General features: G+C 62.9%; 18 protein-coding genes. 10 read left to right on the top strand and 8 right to left on the bottom strand.

Annotation, left to right across the window (positions count from 1 at the left end; all coding sequences use genetic code 11):
• Positions 1–22: 22 nt before the first annotated feature.
• Both AC3EML_RS18945 and AC3EML_RS18950 read right to left on the bottom strand, forming a co-directional pair.
• Positions 23–670: an FMN-binding negative transcriptional regulator gene (locus tag AC3EML_RS18945; RefSeq protein WP_352520247.1), complete on the bottom strand. Its 648-nt coding sequence runs from the start codon at positions 668–670 to the stop codon at positions 23–25.
• Between the two features lie 212 nt (positions 671–882).
• Positions 883–1,557, bottom strand: coding sequence for an alpha/beta hydrolase (locus AC3EML_RS18950; protein WP_023669128.1), 675 nt, complete (start codon positions 1,555–1,557; stop codon positions 883–885).
• 256 nt (positions 1,558–1,813) lie between these two features.
• On the opposite strand from AC3EML_RS18950, the gene AC3EML_RS18955 reads away from it, so the two are divergent.
• The 7 genes from AC3EML_RS18955 (at position 1,814) to sufA (ending at position 9,050) form a co-directional block, all read left to right on the top strand.
• Positions 1,814–2,977, top strand: a complete 1,164-nt coding sequence (locus AC3EML_RS18955) for a cysteine desulfurase family protein (RefSeq protein ID WP_023711505.1) — start codon at positions 1,814–1,816, stop codon at positions 2,975–2,977.
• A 187-nt stretch (positions 2,978–3,164) separates the two neighbouring features.
• Positions 3,165–4,682, top strand: a complete 1,518-nt coding sequence (gene sufB / locus AC3EML_RS18960; RefSeq protein ID WP_488494658.1) for a Fe-S cluster assembly protein SufB — start codon at positions 3,165–3,167, stop codon at positions 4,680–4,682.
• 27 nt (positions 4,683–4,709) lie between these two features.
• A complete protein-coding gene (sufC, locus tag AC3EML_RS18965) occupies positions 4,710–5,465 on the top strand; it encodes a Fe-S cluster assembly ATPase SufC (RefSeq protein WP_023711504.1) in 756 nt (251 codons plus the stop codon).
• 43 nt (positions 5,466–5,508) lie between these two features.
• Positions 5,509–6,777: a Fe-S cluster assembly protein SufD gene (sufD, locus tag AC3EML_RS18970; RefSeq protein ID WP_352520248.1), complete on the top strand. Its 1,269-nt coding sequence runs from the start codon at positions 5,509–5,511 to the stop codon at positions 6,775–6,777.
• A gap of 137 nt (positions 6,778–6,914) precedes the next feature.
• On the top strand, positions 6,915–8,156 hold the full coding sequence (locus tag AC3EML_RS18975; protein ID WP_023697558.1) for a cysteine desulfurase: 1,242 nt from the start codon (positions 6,915–6,917) through the stop codon (positions 8,154–8,156).
• Positions 8,157–8,177: 21 nt separating this feature from the next.
• Positions 8,178–8,564 (top strand): SUF system Fe-S cluster assembly protein, encoded by a 387-nt coding sequence (locus AC3EML_RS18980; protein ID WP_023684865.1) that lies wholly within the window; start codon positions 8,178–8,180, stop codon positions 8,562–8,564.
• Positions 8,565–8,669: 105 nt separating this feature from the next.
• Positions 8,670–9,050 carry a Fe-S cluster assembly scaffold SufA gene (sufA, locus tag AC3EML_RS18985; protein ID WP_013532156.1) on the top strand — a complete coding sequence of 127 codons (381 nt, stop codon included), beginning with the start codon at positions 8,670–8,672 and terminating at the stop codon, positions 9,048–9,050.
• Between the two features lie 144 nt (positions 9,051–9,194).
• On the opposite strand, the gene AC3EML_RS18990 is transcribed toward sufA, so the two are convergent.
• The gene (locus AC3EML_RS18990) at positions 9,195–9,692 is read right to left on the bottom strand and encodes a GFA family protein (protein ID WP_023669121.1); all 498 of its coding nucleotides are present in this window, start codon (positions 9,690–9,692) and stop codon (positions 9,195–9,197) included.
• A gap of 83 nt (positions 9,693–9,775) precedes the next feature.
• On the opposite strand from AC3EML_RS18990, the gene AC3EML_RS18995 reads away from it, so the two are divergent.
• The gene (locus AC3EML_RS18995; protein WP_023669120.1) at positions 9,776–10,099 is read left to right on the top strand and encodes a TfoX/Sxy family protein; all 324 of its coding nucleotides are present in this window, start codon (positions 9,776–9,778) and stop codon (positions 10,097–10,099) included.
• 203 nt (positions 10,100–10,302) lie between these two features.
• Here the strand turns inward: AC3EML_RS18995 and AC3EML_RS19000 are convergent, their stop codons facing one another.
• Positions 10,303–11,220 (bottom strand): pseudouridine-5'-phosphate glycosidase, encoded by a 918-nt coding sequence (locus tag AC3EML_RS19000; protein WP_023734522.1) that lies wholly within the window; start codon positions 11,218–11,220, stop codon positions 10,303–10,305.
• Between the two features lie 70 nt (positions 11,221–11,290).
• Positions 11,291–12,235 carry a carbohydrate kinase family protein gene (locus tag AC3EML_RS19005; protein WP_023734523.1) on the bottom strand — a complete coding sequence of 315 codons (945 nt, stop codon included), beginning with the start codon at positions 12,233–12,235 and terminating at the stop codon, positions 11,291–11,293.
• A gap of 282 nt (positions 12,236–12,517) precedes the next feature.
• On the opposite strand from AC3EML_RS19005, the gene recA reads away from it, so the two are divergent.
• On the top strand, positions 12,518–13,621 hold the full coding sequence (gene recA / locus AC3EML_RS19010) for a recombinase RecA (RefSeq protein WP_023669117.1): 1,104 nt from the start codon (positions 12,518–12,520) through the stop codon (positions 13,619–13,621).
• Between the two features lie 271 nt (positions 13,622–13,892).
• Positions 13,893–16,559: an alanine--tRNA ligase gene (gene alaS / locus AC3EML_RS19015; RefSeq protein ID WP_352520553.1), complete on the top strand. Its 2,667-nt coding sequence runs from the start codon at positions 13,893–13,895 to the stop codon at positions 16,557–16,559.
• A gap of 100 nt (positions 16,560–16,659) precedes the next feature.
• Here alaS and AC3EML_RS19020 read toward each other — a convergent pair whose 3' ends face one another.
• The 3 genes from AC3EML_RS19020 to AC3EML_RS19030 are packed head-to-tail and all read right to left on the bottom strand — an operon-like array spanning position 16,660 to position 19,113.
• Positions 16,660–17,262 carry a demethoxyubiquinone hydroxylase family protein gene (locus AC3EML_RS19020; RefSeq protein ID WP_352520249.1) on the bottom strand — a complete coding sequence of 201 codons (603 nt, stop codon included), beginning with the start codon at positions 17,260–17,262 and terminating at the stop codon, positions 16,660–16,662.
• 14 nt (positions 17,263–17,276) lie between these two features.
• Positions 17,277–17,891: a glutathione S-transferase family protein gene (locus AC3EML_RS19025; protein WP_352520250.1), complete on the bottom strand. Its 615-nt coding sequence runs from the start codon at positions 17,889–17,891 to the stop codon at positions 17,277–17,279.
• Positions 17,892–17,901: 10 nt separating this feature from the next.
• Positions 17,902–19,113 carry an NADP-dependent isocitrate dehydrogenase gene (locus AC3EML_RS19030; RefSeq protein ID WP_023669114.1) on the bottom strand — a complete coding sequence of 404 codons (1,212 nt, stop codon included), beginning with the start codon at positions 19,111–19,113 and terminating at the stop codon, positions 17,902–17,904.
• Positions 19,114–19,249: the final 136 nt, after the last annotated feature.

The raw sequence follows: 19,249 nt of genomic DNA on the forward strand, positions 1-19,249 counted from the left end.
GAACCATCTAAGACCACCCCAGCTAGCTGTCGATGCCACCCCAGCTCCGCACCAGCCGAGCCATGTCAGGCGCGCCGGCGGCGTCCTTCTCCAGCCCTTCGGCGACACCGACGCGGTCGGCGACAGGCCGGTTCTGGCTGACTTTCCACTTGCCGCTGATTTCGGCGATCTCGATCTCAAGCCCGACAATGCCCTTGATTTGCGACTGGATGAAGGTCGGCGGCGCATCGGTCACCGCCCAGGGTGCCTCGCGGGCGCCTTCCTGCGACAGCGTCAGCTCGGTGATCTGCTGTGCGATCCAGGCGGAATCCTCGATCACTCTGACGGTTCCTCGCACCTGGACAATGGCGTAGTTCCAGGTCGGCACGACCTTGCCGGTCTCGCGCTTGGTCTCGTACCAGGACGGCGTCACGTAGGCGTCGGCGCCCTGGAAGACGACCAGCACCGGCGATGTCGGATTGTCGGCCAGCTGACGCCATTGCGGGTTGGCCCTGGCCAGATGGGCGCGCAGCCGGCCATTCGGCCCAACCTCGGCATCAAGCAGGAAGGGAATGGCATTGGCGACCGGGCCATCGGCGCCGTTGGAGATCAGCAACCCCAGCGGATGCGTCCGGATCAGCCCGTGCAGGACGTCCGGCCGCGTTTCCTGGAAATGGGGAGGCTGGTACATGATCGGTCATGCCTTCTTGCGCTGGCTGAACCGGCATTGTGCACCGTTCAGCCGAGCCGCGCCACATGTCAGGCTGGCTTCACCGTTTGGATCAGCCGAAATGGCATTGTCGCGCCCATGATGGGCACGACTGTGACGGCATCGGACCGGGAGTTTTTGTTTTGACGCAATTCCGGACGGAAAACCCGTTTACACTTTTCCTGGAATTGCTCTTAGCGCAGCCGCTTCGGCCGCGGATCGGACAATTCGCCGGCCAGCCGTCGGTCGAGATAGTCGGCGCATTCCTCGAGCAGCAGATCGGCGTCGTTGGCGAAGAAGTGGTTGGCGCCTGGCAAGGTCTTCTGCGTGATGGTGATGCCCTTTTGCGTGTGCAGCTTGTCGACCAGGCCCTGCACATCCTTGGGCGGCGCCACCTTGTCGGCATCGCCATGGATGATCAGACCCGATGACGGGCAGGGCGCCAGGAACGAGAAATCATAGGTGTTGGGCTGCGGCGCGATCGAGATGAAGCCCTCGATCTCGGGCCGGCGCATCAGAAGCTGCATGCCGATCCAGGAGCCGAAGGAATAACCGGCCACCCAGCAGCTCTTGGAATCCGGATGCAGCGACTGCACCCAGTCGAGCGCTGCGGCGGCATCCGACAATTCGCCGGTGCCGTGGTCGAATTCGCCCTGGCTGCGGCCGATGCCGCGGAAGTTGAAGCGAAGCGTGGTGAAATCGCGCTTCTGGAACATGTAGAAGAGGTCATAGACGATCTTGTTGTTCATCGTGCCGCCGAATTGCGGATGCGGATGCAACACGATGGCAATCGGCGCGCTCTTCTCCTTGGAAGGCTGGTAGCGGCCCTCCAGGCGGCCGGCCGGACCGGTGAAAATGACCTCAGGCATGAACTACTCCAAATGGCATACGAATGCGCGGCGCCCGGAACAACTCTTTACTCTAGCCCCAGCCCTTCCGGGCCTTGACGCAGGGCAAGCGTCTTCTTAGAAGCTAGTTTAGAATTGTTCAAAACTGGATAGCCAGCCGTGACGGCCCGGCCATCCTCGCCGCAAGCCGCGTAAATAGGACGTCTTGCCTTGCAATTTCAAGGAAATAACGCGCTATCCTTGCGGAAAGGGTCTTGACGGGATCGATTGGGTGAAAATGGCCGCAGCACGCGCCTATCTCGACTACAATGCCAGCGCGCCGCTCATTGCCGAGGCGCGCGAGGCGATGATTGCCGCGCTCGATCTCGTCGCCAATCCGTCGTCGGTGCATGCCGAGGGGCGCGCGGCGCGGCGCCTGATCGACACTGCCCGGCGCGATGTGGCAGCACTTGTCGGCGCCAAGGCCGAGCATGTCGTCTTCACCTCCGGCGCGACGGAAGCCGCATCGACGCTGCTGACACCGGATTGGCGGATGGGCCGTGGCACGGTGCGCATGAGCCGGCTCTATGTCTGCGAGGCCGACCACCCTTGCCTGTTGAACGGCGGCCGCTTCCCGGCAACACAGGTTTCGCGGATCGGCGTCGACGCCGATGGCATCGCTGACCTCGCTCAGCTGACAGCCGCTCTGGCCGCGCATGACAAGGCCGAAGGCCTGCCGTTGGTCGCGATCCATGCGGCCAACAACGAGACCGGCGTCATCCAGCCGATTGATCGCATCGCCGCGATCGTCAATGCGGCGGGCGGCATTCTGGTGGTCGACGCGGTGCAGGCTGCGGGCCGTGTTCCCATCGATATGTCAGCGGCTTACGCCGACTATTTGATTCTGTCTTCGCACAAGATCGGCGGCCCCAAGGGTGTCGGCGCCGTCGTTGCGGCAGCCGATCTGATGATGCCGAAGCCGCTGATCAATGGCGGCGGCCAGGAAAAGGGCCATCGCGGCGGCACCGAAAACCTGGCGGCCATCGCCGGCTTTGGCGCCGCGGCGCGGCAGGCTTTGGCTGGACTGAAAGACGTCGAAGCGATCGCGCAACGCCGCGGCGAGGTCGAGAAAACACTCAAAACGCTGGTGCCGGACGCAGAAATCTTCGGAACCGGCGCGCCAAGGCTTGCCAATACGACATTCTTCGCTATTCCCGGCATCAAGGCCGAGACGGCGCAGATCGCGTTCGATCTGGCTGGCGTTGCGCTGTCGGCGGGATCGGCCTGTTCGTCGGGCAAGGTCGGGCCGAGCCATGTGCTGAAAGCCATGGGTCATGGCGACAGCCTGGGCGCTTTGCGCGTGTCCATCGGCCACGCAACGAGTGCCGGGGATATCGAACTGTTCCGTGCTGCGCTGGCCGGTATTGCCCAGCGCCGGGCGGGCAGGGAACAAGCCGCCTGAGGCGGCGACAAAGAATTCAGGCCTCGCGGCCTGGTAGAGCCGTGCGTTTGCAAGTGGCCGGGTGAATTCCCGGCCGAGACGCACTATATGAAACTTACGCCGCCTTCGGCGCCTCATGGGCAGCCCTCGGCGATGCCATAGTTTGAAAACTGTCGGGCCTTGACCCCGGCGTGGATGGAGAACGCTTATGCCTGCTGTGCAGGACACGATCGATCGGGTCCGAAAGATCGACGTCGACCAGTACAAATACGGATTCCAGACAGAGATCGCGATGGACAAGGCCCCCAAGGGCTTGAGCGAAGACATTATTCGCTTCATCTCGGCCAAGAAGGATGAACCGTCCTGGATGCTGGAATGGCGTCTGGAAGCCTATCGACGCTGGTTGACCCTGGAAGAGCCGACCTGGGCGCGCGTCCATTATCCGAAGATCGACTTTCAGGACCTCTATTACTACGCGGCGCCCAAGAGCACGCCCGGCCCGACCTCGCTGAGCGACGTCGATCCCGAGCTGTTGAAGGTCTACGAGAAGCTCGGCATTCCGCTGCGGGAACAAGAAATCCTCGCCGGCGTGCAGAAAACCGACGTCTCCGATCTCGAGGAGCCCAGCGACAACGTCTACAAATCGGGCCGTGTCGCCGTCGACGCGGTGTTTGATTCCGTTTCCGTCGTCACCACGTTCAAGAAGGAACTGGCGCAGGCCGGCGTCATCTTCTGCTCGATCTCGGAAGCCATCCGCGAGCATCCGGAGCTGGTGCAGAAATATCTCGGCTCGGTCGTGCCGACATCCGACAATTTCTACGCCACGCTGAATTCGGCTGTCTTCACCGACGGCTCGTTCGTCTTCGTGCCCAAGGGCGTGCGCTGCCCGATGGAGCTGTCGACCTATTTCCGCATGAACGAGAAGAACACCGGCCAGTTCGAGCGCACGCTGATCATCGCCGAGGAGGGGGCTTACGTCTCCTATCTCGAAGGCTGCACGGCGCCGCAGCGCGACGAGAACCAGCTGCATGCCGCCGTCGTCGAACTGGTGGCGCTCGACGATGCCGAGATCAAATATTCGACGGTGCAGAACTGGTACCCCGGCGATGCCGAGGGCAAGGGCGGCATCTACAATTTCGTCACCAAGCGCGGCGACTGCCGCGGCCACCGTTCGAAGATCTCGTGGACGCAGGTCGAGACCGGTTCGGCGATCACCTGGAAATATCCCAGCTGCATCCTGCGCGGCGACAATTCCTCCGGCGAGTTCTATTCGATCGCTGTGTCGAACGGCTACCAGCAGGTCGATAGCGGCACCAAGATGATCCATCTCGGCAAGAACACGTCGAGCCGCATCATCTCCAAGGGCATTGCCGCCGGCTTCTCGCAGAACACCTATCGCGGCCAGGTCTCGGCGCACCGCAAGGCGACCAACGCCCGCAACTTCACCAATTGCGATAGTCTCCTGATCGGCGACCAGTGCGGCGCGCACACCGTGCCCTACATGGAAGCCAAGAACTCGACGGCGCAGTTCGAGCATGAGGCGACGACGTCAAAGATTTCCGAGGACCAGAAGTTCTACGTCATGCAGCGCGGCATCCCGGAAGAGGAGGCGATCGCGCTGATCGTCAACGGCTTCGTCAAGGATGTCATCCAGCAGCTGCCGATGGAGTTCGCGGTCGAAGCGCAGAAGCTTATCGGCATCAGCCTCGAGGGCTCGGTCGGCTGACCGGACAATATATCCAGGAAAGAAAAAATGCTTGAGATCAAGAACCTGCATGCCCGCATCGTCGATGACGGCACCGAGATCATCCGCGGCCTGAACCTGACGGTGAAAAACGGCGAGGTCGCTGCCATCATGGGTCCGAACGGCTCGGGCAAATCGACGCTGTCCTACATCCTCGCCGGCCGTGAGGACTATGAGGTCACCGAAGGCGACATCCTCTATAACGGCCAGTCGATCCTCGAAATGGATCCGGCCGAGCGCGCCACCGCGGGCATCTTCCTCGCCTTCCAGTATCCGATGGAGATACCTGGCGTCGCGACCATGGAATTCCTGAAAGTGGCGATGAACGAGCAGCGCAAGGCGCGCGGCGAGGAGCCGCTGAAGATCCCGGAATTTTTGAAGCGGGTGAAAGAGGCGGCAGCCTCGCTCTCGATGGAGATGGCGATGCTCAAGCGGCCGCTCAATGTCGGCTTTTCCGGCGGCGAGAAGAAGCGGGCCGAGATCCTGCAGATGAAGCTGCTGGAGCCAAAGCTCTGCGTGCTCGACGAGACCGATTCCGGCCTCGACATCGATGCGCTGAAGATCGTCTCGGACGGCGTCAACGCGCTGCGTTCGGCCGACCGTGCCATCATCGTCATCACCCACTACCAGCGCCTGCTCGAGCACATCGTGCCCGATAGCGTGCACGTCCTATACAAGGGCCAGGTGATCAAGTCCGGCGACAAGTCGCTGGCGCTCGATCTCGAAGCCAATGGCTATGCCGGCGTGATCGGCGAAGCCGCGTGAGACGCCAGAAGGCCATTTTATGCTGAAAGGCGGGGCAAAACTGATGAATATGCATACACAACCCCAGCGCACGCAGGCCGAAACGGCGCTGATCGACGCCTTTGGCGAGCGTCTGTCGTTGCTGCCGGGTGACGGCGCGGTGATGCTGAAGCGCGACGACGCCATTGAGGCAATCAAGCACGGGCTGCCGACGCGGCGCATCGAATCCTGGCATTACACTGACCTGCGCCGGCTGTTGACTGCGGTGCCGGCGTTCGATCCGACGGCCGCCGCCAAGGGGCTGGCGCCCATCGTCGAAGGCTCCGCCGTGCTGGCGGTTCTGAACGGCGTCTCCGGCGCGAAATTCCCCGCGATCGAAGGCGTGGCCATCCAGCGCCTGTCGGAAAAGCTGACTGACGGCTCGATCGCACCGGGCCTCGATCCCTATGGCAGCGATGACGCCATCGGTGCGCTGAACACCGCCTTTGTCGCTGACGGCTATTTCGTCGACATTGCGGATGGCACAGCACTGGAAAAGCCGATCGAATTGCAGAATTTGCAGGCCGGTGGCCAGGTGCATGTGCGCTTTCCCGTGCGTGTCGGCGCCGGCGCCAAAGCTGCTCTCGTCGAGCGTCAGGCCGGCGAGGGCGCGGCACTGGGCAGCTCGGTCAGCCAGCTCGTTCTGGGCGAGGGTGCGGACGTTACCTGGCTGATCGTGCAGGAGCAGCCGGAAACGGCCACGCATCTTGCCCAGTTCAAGGCGCATCTCGGCAAGAATTCGAAGCTGACGCTGTTTTTCATGAATGCCGGCGGCAAGCTTGTGCGCCAGGAGATCGTGGTGAAGACCACGGGCGAAGGCTCCGACTTCAAACTGCGCGGCATCAACCTGCTCGCCGGCGACACCCACACCGACGTGACCATGGTGCTCGACCATGCCGTGCCGCATACGACGTCGACGGAAGTGATCCGCAATGTCGTGACCGGCAAGGCGCGCGGCGTCTTCCAGGGCCGCATCAACGTCCACCAATACGCGCAAAAAACCAACGCCAAGATGGCCTGCAACACGCTGCTTTTGTCGGACGATGGCGAGTTCTCGACCAAGCCTGAGCTGGAGATCTTCGCCGACGACGTCATCTGCGGCCATGGCGCGACCGTTACCGAGATCGACCACAACCATCTGTTCTACCTGATGGCGCGCGGCATCGACGAGAAGAGCGCCCGCGGCTTGCTGGTGAAGGCGTTCGTGGCCGAAGTAATCGAGGAACTGGACGACGAAACCATCGTCGAGGCCCTGGAAACAAGGCTGGACGACTGGTTCGTGGCGCACGGGTAAGCGCCTCTTTCCCTTCTCCCCTTGTGGGGTCCGAAGGACGGGCGAGGCAAGTGACTCGCCCCGGGCGGTGGCCGAGCGAAGCTCGGTCGGATGAGGGGTGCGTGACGAAGTGAGGCGGTGCCTCAAGAGAGCTTGTAATGGACCAGAAGATCGAAACAACCCCATACGACGTCGAGGCGATCCGCCGCGACTTCCCGATCCTGTCGCGCGAAGTCTACGGCAAACCGCTGGTCTATCTCGACAATGGCGCCTCGGCGCAGAAGCCGCAGGTGGTGCTGGATACGATCCAGCACGCCTATTCCCAGGAATACGCCAACGTCCATCGCGGCCTGCATTTCCTGTCCAATGCCGCAACCGACGCCTATGAGAAGGCGCGCGAGACGGTGCGCCGTTTCCTCAATGCGCCAAGCACCGACAACATCGTCTTCACCTCCAACACGACAGCCGCCATCAACACCGTGGCTTACGGCTATGGCATGCCCAATATCGGCGCGGGCGACGAGATCGTGCTGTCGATCATGGAGCACCACTCCAACATCGTGCCGTGGCATTTCATCCGGGAACGGCAGGGCGCCAAGCTGGTCTGGGTGCCGGTCGACGATCTCGGCATCTTCCACATCGAGGAATTCGAAAAGCGCCTGACCGACAAGACCAGGCTCGTCGCCATCACGCATATGTCGAACGCGCTGGGCACGGTGACGCCGATCAAGGAAATCGTGCGCATCGCGCATTCGCGTGGCATTCCCGTACTTGTCGATGGCAGCCAGAGCGCCGTGCACATGCCGATCGACGTCCAGGACCTCGACTGCGATTTCTTCGTCTTCACCGGTCACAAGGTTTACGGGCCGTCCGGCATCGGCGTGCTTTACGGCAAGAAGGATATTCTCTCGGCCATGCGCCCTTTCATGGGCGGCGGCGAGATGATCGAGGAAGTGACGGAAGACGTCGTCACCTACAACGAGCCGCCGCACCGCTTCGAGGCCGGCACGCCGCCGATCGTCCAGGCGATCGGGCTGGGTACAGCATTGGAATACATGGAAAAGATCGGCCGCGAGCGCATCGCCGCGCACGAGGCCGACCTCAAGACCTACGCGCACGAGCGGCTGCGCGCCATCAACTCGCTGCGCATCTTCGGCGACGCGCCGGACAAGGGCGCCATCATTTCCTTCGAATTGCAGGGCATTCATGCCCATGACGTGTCGATGGTGATAGACAGGCAAGGTGTTGCCGTCCGCGCGGGCACCCATTGCGCCCAGCCGCTGTTGAAACGCTTTGGCGTAACCTCCACATGCAGGGCATCGTTCGGCATGTATAATACCAGGGCCGAAGTCGACGCTTTGGCCGATGCGCTGGAAAAAGCGCGCAAGTTCTTCGGGTGACAGGTTCTTTGGATGACGACCATGGATGATGCGAGCCACACCACCGCGCCGGAAGCGGCCGTCAATCCGGTGGTTTCCGCCTCGGCGATTCCCGCCGACGAGCTGGCGCGGCTGACCGACGACATCGTCTCGGCGCTGAAGACGGTCTATGACCCGGAAATACCGGCCGACATCTATGAGCTCGGCCTCATCTACAAGATCGACATCGAGGACAACCGCGCGGTCAAGATCGACATGACGCTGACCGCGCCCGGCTGTCCGGTGGCCGGCGAAATGCCCGGCTGGGTGGAAAACGCCGTCGGCGCCGTCGAAGGCGTCTCCGGCGTCGAGGTCAACATGACCTTCGACCCGCCCTGGTCGCCCGACCGCATGTCGGAAGAGGCGCAGGTGGCGGTGGGCTGGTACTAGGTTGACTGAGGTTGGTGCACTTGCACCAGTGGTAAAACTTCACCATTTTAGGTGAGGAATCATTCGGCAGGCCTTGAACCTGCATGGAATGGAAGAGGAAAAAGAATGGGACGCTTCGCCGTCATCACGATGACCGAAAAGGCCGCCGACCGGGTGCGCGAGATCGTCGCCACGCGCGACAATGCGCATGGCATTCGCCTCGGCATCAAGAAGGGCGGCTGCGCCGGCATGGAATACACGGTCGACCTGGTGACCGAGCCCAATACCAAGGACGACCATATCGAACGCGACGGCGCGCATGTCTATGTCGCGCCCGAGGCTGCCCTTTTCCTGTTCGGCACCGAGATGGATTTCGAGCAGACCACGCTGCGCACCGGCTTCACCTTCCACAACCCGAACCAGAGTTCGGCCTGCGGCTGCGGCGAATCCGTCGAACTGAAGCCCGCCGACCTGAAGGCGCTGGCTGAAGCGCGCGCTTCCGCCTGATCTTTCCTTCGCCCCGTTCACGGGGAGGTGAGGAATGGTCCGCGCAGCGGGCGAAAAGCCAATTGCTTGGCTTTTCGAATGACGAACGGCCCGAAGGGCCGGATGAGGGGCAGCGCTAACCATCGGAAGTCGCGCTCCGAGTCCTCACTTCACCCACATCTTCGTCCGCTTGTGCCAGTCGGCGATCGATTCCTCGGGATAGACGTCGAACGCATTGTCCTTCTTGCCGATCACCGGCTCGACCCAACTCGCCTTGTATTTCAACATCAGATGCACCTTCTCCGGCGGCTTCGGCAACTCGCTGTCGATTGCCGAGGCGAAGGGGTGGACCAGGTCCGGCCATGTCGGATCGTAGAGCCAGAGCGCCGAACCGCACTTCTTGCAGAAATTGCGCTCGCCCGTCGAAATCTCACACTTTGGATGCTCGTCGTCCGCGATCTCGGCCTGGTAGACGCCGAGATTGCGCTTGCCCTTGATTTTCAGCGTCTTGTAATCGGCGCCGAGATTGATGGCGAAGCCGCCGCCGCCCTGCTGCTTGCGGCAGATCGAGCAGTAGCACAGCATGAACGGCACCGGCGTGTTGCTCTCCACCTCGAAATGGACGGCATCGCAGCGGCAGGATCCCTTGAGCAGCAGCGGCATGACAAAACTCCGACGGATGGCTCTCAACTTGCCAGCATGGTTTTTGGTTGCAGCCATGGCAAGCCCGGTGACATGATTGCGGCATGGACAATGAACGCATCGAAGAGCTGTTCGAAGGCCTCGGCCCGGTCAGTATCCGAAAACTGTTCGGCGGCAAGGGTATCTATTTCGACGGCGTCATCGTCGCCATCGTGCTGCGCGGCGAATTGCTGCTCAAGGCTGACGAGCAAAGCGCGCCCGATTTCGAAGCCGCCGGCTGCAAGCAATGGACCTATACCGGCACCCGCCACGGCAAGCTGGTCGCGATGCCGTACTGGAGCATTCCCGACGACGCGTTTGATGATCCTGACGAGATGAGGGTGTGGGCGCGCCGGGCGTATGAGGCGGGGCGGCGGGCGGGGAAGTGAACCGGGACCGTCGCGTTTCTTCCCACCCCCCTCTGTCCTGCCGGACATCTCCCCCGCAAGGGGGGAGATCAGTTGTCACATTGGCCTTCGCCAATCACCATCGTTGAAAATGGGAGCCTGCGGCTAAGCTGTTAATCTCCCTCCTTGCGGGGGAGATGGCCGGCAGGCCAGAGGGGGGTGCTGTCCCGCCGACGTAGGCGATCCTACAGCGCCTTGGCAATCCTCGCCGCCAGCCGCGCATTGTTCTCGACCAGCGCGATGTTGGTCTTCAAGCTCCGGCCGCCGGTCAGTTCGAGGATTTTGCCCAACAGGAACGGCGTCACCGCCTTTCCGGTCACATTCTGCACTTCCGCCGCCTTCTGCGCGGCCTCGATATAGCCGGCCATCTCGTCGGCCGGGATTTCATCGTCCTGCGGCACCGGGTTGGCGATCAGCATGCCGCCGACCAGGCCAAGTGCCGCCCTGGTCTTGTAGAAATGCGCGATCTCTTCCGGTCTGTGCAGGGTCAGCGGCGCGCGGAACGGCGAATGCCGCGACCAGAAGGCCGGCATCGTCTCGCAGCCATGGCCAATCACCGGCACGCCGCGCGTCTCCAGCACTTCCAGCGTCTTTTCGATGTCGAGGATCGCCTTGGCGCCGGCCGAGACGACGATGACCGGCGTGCGCGCCAACTCGTCGAGATCGGCCGAGATGTCGAAGCTCTTTTCCGCGCCCTTGTGGACGCCGCCAATGCCGCCGGTGGCGAACACCTTGATCCCGACCATGTCGGCCGCGATCATGGTGGCGGCGACCGTGGTCCCGCCGGTGCGGCCTTGCGCCACCGCAAAGCCGAGATCGGCGCGCGACAGCTTCATGGCGTCGCCGGTCATCGCCAGCGACTCGCGCTCGCCGTCGGACAGCCCGATCTTGATGCGGCCGGCAACCACGGCGATCGTCGCCGGCACCGCGCCATTGTCCAGGATGATCTTTTCGACATTGGCGGCCATGGCGCCATTGTCGGGGTAAGGCATGCCATGGGTGATGATGGTGCTCTCCAGCGCCACGACCGGGCGGCCAGCGGCGAGCGCCTCAGCCACGGGCGCGTGGATGTCGATCAAGGGGCGGGCGCTTTGCGGTGTCATGATGGTCTCCGATCCGGAGATCCGCGCGTCCGCTTGGACGTCGCGCTCCGGCAATGGCAATTGGCCGCCCTCATGCCATTTCCTGCGCGTCGGGCACAAGAGCCAGTGCCTCAGTGAAGGTCGCAATCGTGAAGGCCGGAACCGCGTCGGCGCTTTCAATGGCCAGCGTGGCGGCGGCAACGCCCTCGCGCAATGCCTGGCGCAGGGGCAGGCCGCGCAGCAGGGCAGCGATGGTGGCGCCGGCCAGCGCGTCGCCGGCGCCGGTGACGTCGGCGACTTTTCTCGGCGCCGGCGGCAGGATAGAGAAGGCGCCGGCTTCGTCGAATCCCAGCACCGGGCCATCGCCCGCCGTCACCACGCCACTGGTGAGGCCGCTGCAGCGCAGTCCGTCGATGGTCTCGCGCTCGGTGGCATTGGCATCGACGCCGGCCAGCACCATGGCCTCGCGCCGGTTCATGAAGACCTGCGCGAGCTCCTTCAGCACCGGTATCATCCGCACCACCTTGGCCGGCGAAATGGCAATGGCGAACACCGGCTTGCCGGCGGCGAGCCCCACCAGCCGCTCCAGCGCCGTTGATGGCAGATTGGCGTCGCAGAGCACCGCATCGGCCTCGGCGACCACCTCGCGCACCTTGGAGCGGCGGATCTGCTTGGGGAACGCCAAATCGTAGAGCGCCATGTCGGCAAAGCCGGTGATCAGCTCGCCGTCGCGATCGATCAGCGCCGTGTAGCTCGGCGTCGTGCGGTCGAGGAAAACCGCCGACAGGTCGGCAATGCCGGAGTCGGCGATGGCGCGCGCAACCGTCTCGGCCGAGGCATCGCCGCCGCGCACCGACAAAAGCGAGGCCGAGACGCCGCGCCGCACCAGGCTGCGCAGCGCGTTGAAGACGCCGCCGCCGACATCCTCGCGCATCGTGCCGGGGTTGGACGCCGCGGGCACGTACGTGCCCGACACCTGGCCGCGGCGATCGATATGGGCGCCGCCCACCGCCAGTATCTTTGCTGATTTCACCATGCCGGCGATATGACCTTTGTTATTCGAGCCGCACAAGCGCTACGCTGTGCGGCGGAGCTTCGCAGGCAAGCCGGCAATTCGGCCGATCGAAACAGCCGGCGCGTCTGGCCCAATGGTGGATACATCCGGAAACGAAACCATGAGACAAAAAAAGAACAAATCCGGATAAAGATTGCTTTTCAGATATTTGACCCCTCTTGCCAAACGAGAACAAAAGTAGTACAAAATGGGCAGGGATTACGGATTGTCCGGCCTTCATTGACGACCAAGGGGTGATGTATCATGGCTCAGAATTCTTTGCGGCTTGTAGAGGACAAAGCGGTGGACAAATCAAAGGCTCTGGACGCGGCGCTGTCGCAAATCGAGCGCGCCTTCGGCAAGGGCTCGATCATGCGGCTTGGCGCCAACGAGCAGGTCGTCGAGATCGAAACCGTGCCGACCGGATCGCTGGGCCTCGACATCGCGCTTGGCGTCGGCGGCCTGCCGCGCGGCCGCATCGTCGAGATCTACGGGCCGGAAAGCTCGGGCAAGACGACATTGGCGCTGCACACAGTTGCCGAAGCCCAGAAGAAAGGCGGTATCTGCGCCTTCGTCGATGCCGAGCACGCACTCGATCCGGTCTATGCCCGCAAGCTCGGCGTCGATCTGGAAAACCTCTTGATCTCGCAGCCGGACACCGGCGAGCAGGCGCTGGAAATATGCGACACGCTGGTGCGTTCAGGCGCCATCGACGTGCTGGTCGTCGATTCGGTGGCGGCGCTGACGCCGCGCGCCGAAATCGAAGGCGAGATGGGCGATTCTCTGCCCGGTCTCCAGGCGCGTCTGATGAGCCAGGCGCTGCGCAAGCTGACCGCCTCGATCTCGCGCTCCAACACCATGGTCATCTTCATCAACCAGATCCGCATGAAGATCGGCGTCATGTTCGGTTCGCCCGAAACCACGACCGGCGGCAACGCGCTGAAATTCTACGCTTCGGTGCGCCTCGACATCCGCCGCATCGGCTCGGTCAAGGACCGCGACGAGGTCGTCGGCAACCAGACCCGGGTCAAGGTGGTCAAGAACAAGCTGGCGCCGCCCTTCAAGGTGGTCGAGTTCGACATCATGTATGGCGAGGGCGTCTCCAAGACCGGCGAACTGGTCGACCTCGGCGTCAAGGCCGGCGTGGTCGAGAAGTCCGGCGCCTGGTTCTCCTACAATTCGCAGCGTCTCGGCCAAGGTCGCGAAAACGCCAAACTGTTCCTGCGCGACAATCCCGACACGGCGCGTGAGATCGAACTTGCGCTGCGGCAGAATGCCGGGCTGATCGCCGAGAAATTTCTTGAAAATGGTGGCCCCGAGCGCGGCGAAAGCGACGACGGCTTCGAGGAAGAATCCGGCGCCATGTAGGGCACGGCCAGAGTTCGGCCATAAATCCAGTCTATTATCCGATGCTTAAGTAACCGAGTTCTTTAGTATTGCGTTTCAAACCGCCGGCCTTCGCGCCGGCGGTTTTCGTTTTTGGGCAGCGTGAAGCCGGCTTGGCAGTTGCCGGATTGGCCCAATTCCGTGTTTCTGGACAGGGTGGGGCGTGCCCGCTAAAAGGCCAAGTCAATCTTCTAAAAAGCAGAGACCAGTGTCCGCCGGCCGTGCCGGCGGTTTTCGCGAAAAGGCAGCACTCATGAGTGGCGTGAACGAGATCCGGTCGACATTCCTCGACTATTTCCGCAAGGAGGGCCACGAGGTCGTGGCCTCGAGCCCGCTGGTGCCGCGCAACGACCCGACGCTGATGTTCACCAATGCCGGCATGGTGCAGTTCAAGAACGTCTTCACCGGCCTGGAGAAGCGGTCCTATTCGCGCGCCACCACTGCGCAGAAAAGCGTGCGCGCCGGCGGCAAGCACAACGACCTCGACAATGTCGGCTACACCGCGCGCCATCTGACCTTCTTCGAAATGCTCGGCAATTTCTCCTTCGGCGACTATTTCAAGGAGCGCGCCATCGAACTGGCCTGGAACCTGATCACCAAGGAGTTCGGGCTGAACAAGGACAAGCTGCTGGTCACCGTCTATCACACCGATGACGAGGCGGCCGGCTTCTGGAAGAAGATCGCCGGTTTCTCCGATGACCGCATCATCCGCATCCCGACCTCCGACAATTTCTGGGCTATGGGCGACACCGGACCGTGCGGGCCGTGCTCGGAAATCTTCATCGACCGTGGCGAGCACATCTGGGGCGGCCCTCCCGGCAGCCCGGAGGAGGACGGCGACCGCTTCCTTGAATTCTGGAACCTGGTGTTCATGCAATATGAGCAGGTCACCAAGGATGAGCGCATCGACCTGCCGCGGCCGTCGATCGACACCGGCATGGGCCTGGAGCGCATGGCCTCCATCCTGCAAGGGGTGGAGAGCGTCTTCGAGACCGACCTGTTCCGTCATCTGATCGATGCGGCCTCGTCAGCGCTCGGGCAGGGACCCGACAAGGAGACGGTCGCCTCCTTCCGCGTCATTGCCGATCATCTGCGCTCGTCCTCTTTCCTGGTTGCCGACGGCGTGCTGCCGTCGAACGAAGGCCGCGGCTATGTGCTGCGCCGCATCATGCGCCGCGCCATGCGCCATGCGCAGTTGCTCGGCGCCAAGGAGCCGTTGATGTGGAAGCTGGTGCCGGCGCTAGTGCGTGAGATGGGCCAGGCCTATCCCGAACTGCTGCGCGGCGAACAGCTGATTACCGAGACGCTGAAGCTCGAGGAGACCAGGTTCCGCAAGACGCTGGTGCGCGGCCTCGGCCTGCTCTCGGAGGCGACGGAGACGCTTCATGCCGGTGACATGCTGGACGGCGAGACTGCCTTCAAGCTCTATGACACGTACGGCTTCCCGCTCGATCTGACGCAGGACGCACTGCGCCAGCGCAGCATCTCGGTCGACCTTGCCGGCTTCACCCATGCGATGGAGCAGCAGAAGGCCGAAGCGCGCAAGCATTGGGCTGGCTCCGGCGACGCGGCCACCGAGACCATCTGGTTTTCTGTACGCGAGAAGGCCGGCGCCACCGAATTCCTCGGCTACGAGACCGAACAGGCGGAAGGCCTCATTCAGGCGCTGGTCAAGGACGGCAAGACCGTCGACAGCGCGATCAAGGGCGACGCGGTGGCGGTGGTCGTCAACCAGACGCCGTTCTATGGCGAGTCCGGCGGCCAGATGGGCGACACCGGTATCATCTCCGGCGAAGGTTTCTCGATCGAGGTTTCCGACACGCAGAAAAAGGCCGACGGCCTGTTCGTGCATCTGGGCAAGGTGACGAACGGCACGGTCAAGCCAGGTGCAGCCGTCGAGCTGAAGGTTGACCATGCACGCCGCACCCGGCTGCGTGCCAATCATTCGGCAACGCATCTGATCCACGAGGCGCTGCGCGAGGTGCTGGGCACCCATGTCGCGCAGAAAGGTTCGCTGGTCGCGCCCGAGCGCCTGCGCTTCGACATCTCGCACAACAAGCCGATCTCGGCCGAAGACCTCGAAGAGGTCGAGCGCATGGCCAACGAAATCGTCGTCCAGAACAGCCCGGTGACGACGCGGCTGATGTCGGTCGACGACGCCATCGCCGAAGGCGCCATGGCGCTGTTCGGCGAAAAATACGGCGACGAGGTGCGTGTCGTCTCGATGGGCACCGGCGTGCATGGCGCCAAGGCCAATAGACCCTATTCCGTCGAACTTTGTGGCGGCACCCATGTCCGGGCGACCGGCGATATCGGCCTGGTCCGTGTCGTCTCCGACAGCGCAGTCGCCGCCGGCGTGCGCCGCATCGAGGCGCTGACCGGCGAAGCCGCACGAAAATATCTCGACGAGCAGGACAGGCGCCTGAAGGCGACGGCGGCTGTGCTGAAGATCTCGCCGGCCGACGTGCCGGCGCGTGTCGAGACGCTGCTCGAGGAGCGCAAGAAGCTCGAGAAGGAGCTGAGCGAAGCGCGCAAGAAACTCGCGCTGGGCGGTGGTGCCGCGGCCGATGCTCCGGCCACCACCGAAACCGTCGCCGGTATCGGCTTCCTCGGCAAAGCGGTTTCCGGCGTGTCGCCGAAGGATTTGAAGCCGCTGGCCGATGCCGGCAAGACTTCGCTCGGCTCAGGCGTCGTCGTCTTCGTCGGTGCGGGCGAAGACAACAAGGCAAGCGTCGTGGTCGCAGTGACGGACGATCTCGTCGGCCGCTTCAGCGCTGTCGATCTTGTGCGCGTTGCCTCGGCCGCATTGGGCGGGCAGGGCGGTGGCGGACGGCCCGACATGGCGCAAGCCGGCGGCCCGGACGCCTCGAAGGCCAATGATGCGATCGCCGCGGTGAGGGCGGCGCTGGAGGCAGCCTGAAACCCACCCTATGCCTTATCTGGTTTTGTGTGCGGCTTTCCGGCCTTCGCCGCCGTGCTTGCCATTCTGTGGCTGATAGTGGCAAGCCGGCAATCAGCTCTTAGACGGTCCGTCTAGCTAGTCTAGTTCTTTTCGCCGCCTTCAGGGCGCGCGTCATTCTGCTGGAATCGCCCCAGGTGGACAGCCAGATCAGCACGTCCGTGGCGATCGAAATCAGCGACCGTAAAAAGTTCAGCGCCGGGCCGGGCGATTTCAGCTGCTCTTCGGCGTGATGGAGATGGGCGAGCTCTTCCTCGCGGATCGCCAGGATGATGCCGTGCAAGTCGTGGTCGCGATTGGCGAGGAAAAACAGCTGATCGTCCAGATGGCGATGCACCGCCGCTTCAACCGCCGCCGTGCAGGCCCAGATGCCTTGCGGACCGAGCAGGGCGGTGACAAAACCCAGCAGCCAGCCACCCCAGCTCCAGAATTGCATCACCCGGCACGGTCGCGCCTTCCGCGCCGGCATGGCGGCACGGAAGGCGGCGCAATGCGTGCGCTCGTGCCCGAGCATCTCCGACAAGGATGGCACGCAATCCGGCCAGAAGCGCCTGGCGACAAGAATCTGCGCCGAATAGATCCTGATCGCACCGAACTCACCGGCGTGGTTGACCCTGACAATTCTGGCGACGGTGAGCGCGTCCTGGCGAGATGGGTCAGCCATGGCCCGAACCCATATCAGCCCGCCGCCAGGCTCGGACGTTTTGCGATGCCGTCCCACCAGGCCTGGATGTCGGCGAACGCCGCAAGCAGCTTTTGCCCGTCGGCGACCTTGACGAAATAGGCGATGATGGATGCCGCATGCAGGTCGACCAGCGTCAGCTGGTCGCCGAGCAGCCACGGCCCGGGAGGCTTGAGTGCGGTGAGCACCCGCAGCACCGTTTCCGCCTGGCGCAGCCCGTTGGCGACCAGTGCCTCGTCTGGCGCTTCCTTCTCAAGCCGCTCGACGGCGACGTCCCAGACCATCGATCTGTAGGCATAGGCGTCGAGCATGCCGATGATCTGGTTCATCGTTGCGCGGGTGCGGGCGTCTTTTGGCTGCAGTGCCGGGCCGTCGAACGCCTCGTCGACATAGCGGGCGATTGCGCTGGTTTCGAACAGGCGAAACCCGTCATGCTCGAAGGCCGGAATGCGGCCGAAAGGGTGATGCTCGAAGTACCAGGCGGGAGCGCCCTCGGCGGCAAAGACATCGATCGGCACAAGGTCGTAGTCGATGCCTTTTTCCGCCAGCACGAGGCGGACGACGCGCACATAGACGCTGTAGTCCGCCCCGTAGACGACCGGCTTGGCCATGGCTGCCGGCTTACGCCATCGCCTTCTGCAAATTCTCGTCGATCTTGTCGAGGAAGCCGGTGGTCGACAGCCATGGTTGGTCGGGACCGATCAAGAGCGACAGGTCCTTGGTCATGAAGCCGCTCTCAACCGTCTGGATGCAGACCTTCTCCAGCGTGTCGGCAAATCGCTTCAACTCGGCATTATCGTCGAGCTTGGCGCGGTGGGCGAGGCCGCGCGTCCAGGCGAAGATCGAGGCGATCGAATTGGTCGAGGTTTCCTCGCCCTTCTGGTGCTGGCGATAGTGGCGCGTCACGGTGCCGTGCGCGGCCTCCGCTTCCACCGTCTTGCCGTCCGGCGTCATCAGCACGGAGGTCATCAGGCCGAGCGAGCCAAAACCTTGCGCCACCGTGTCGGACTGGACGTCGCCGTCATAATTCTTGCAGGCCCAGACATAGCCGCCAGACCATTTCAGGGCGGAGGCCACCATGTCGTCGATCAGCCGGTGCTCGTACCACAGCTTCTTCGCCTTGAACTCGGCCTCGAATTCAGCCTCGTAGACCTCCTGGAAAATGTCCTTGAAGCGGCCGTCATAGGCTTTGAGGATGGTGTTCTTGGTCGAGAGATAAACCGGATAATTGCGCAGCAGGCCGTAATTCAGCGAGGCGCGGGCGAATTCCCGGATGGAGTCGTCGAGATTGTACATCGCCATGGCAACGCCGGCGCCGGGTGCGTCGTACACGTCATGCTCGATCACCTTGCCGTCCTCGCCGACGAACTTGATGGTCAGCTTGCCCTTGCCGGGGAAGCGGAAATCGGTGGCGCGATACTGGTCGCCGAAAGCATGACGGCCGACGATGATCGGCTTGGTCCATCCCGGCACCAAGCGCGGCACGTTCTTCATGATGATCGGTTCGCGAAAAATGGTGCCGCCGAGAATGTTGCGGATGGTGCCGTTGGGCGACTTCCACATCTTCTTCAGCTTGAATTCCTCGACGCGCTGCTCGTCGGGCGTGATCGTCGCGCATTTCACGCCGACGCCCCATTTCTTGATGGCATTGGCCGAATCGATGGTCACCTGGTCGTTGGTGGCGTCGCGGTGCTCGACGCCGAGGTCGTAATATTCGAGCTTCAGGTCGAGATAAGGGTGGATCAGCTTGTCCTTGATGAACTGCCAGATGATGCGGGTCATCTCGTCGCCGTCGAGCTCGACGACCGGGTTCGCCACCTTGATCTTCGCCATGAAAAGAATGCCTCGCTTTTGGGGAACAAAACGGCCTCGCCCGCATGGCTTCGGCCGGGTATGCGGAGCGTATATCAAAGCCTATTTGGCCGCGCAAACCGACGCGTTTGCGTAGAGACATCATATGCCAATTTAT

It is taken from the genome of Mesorhizobium sp. P170090 (genome assembly GCF_057786115.1).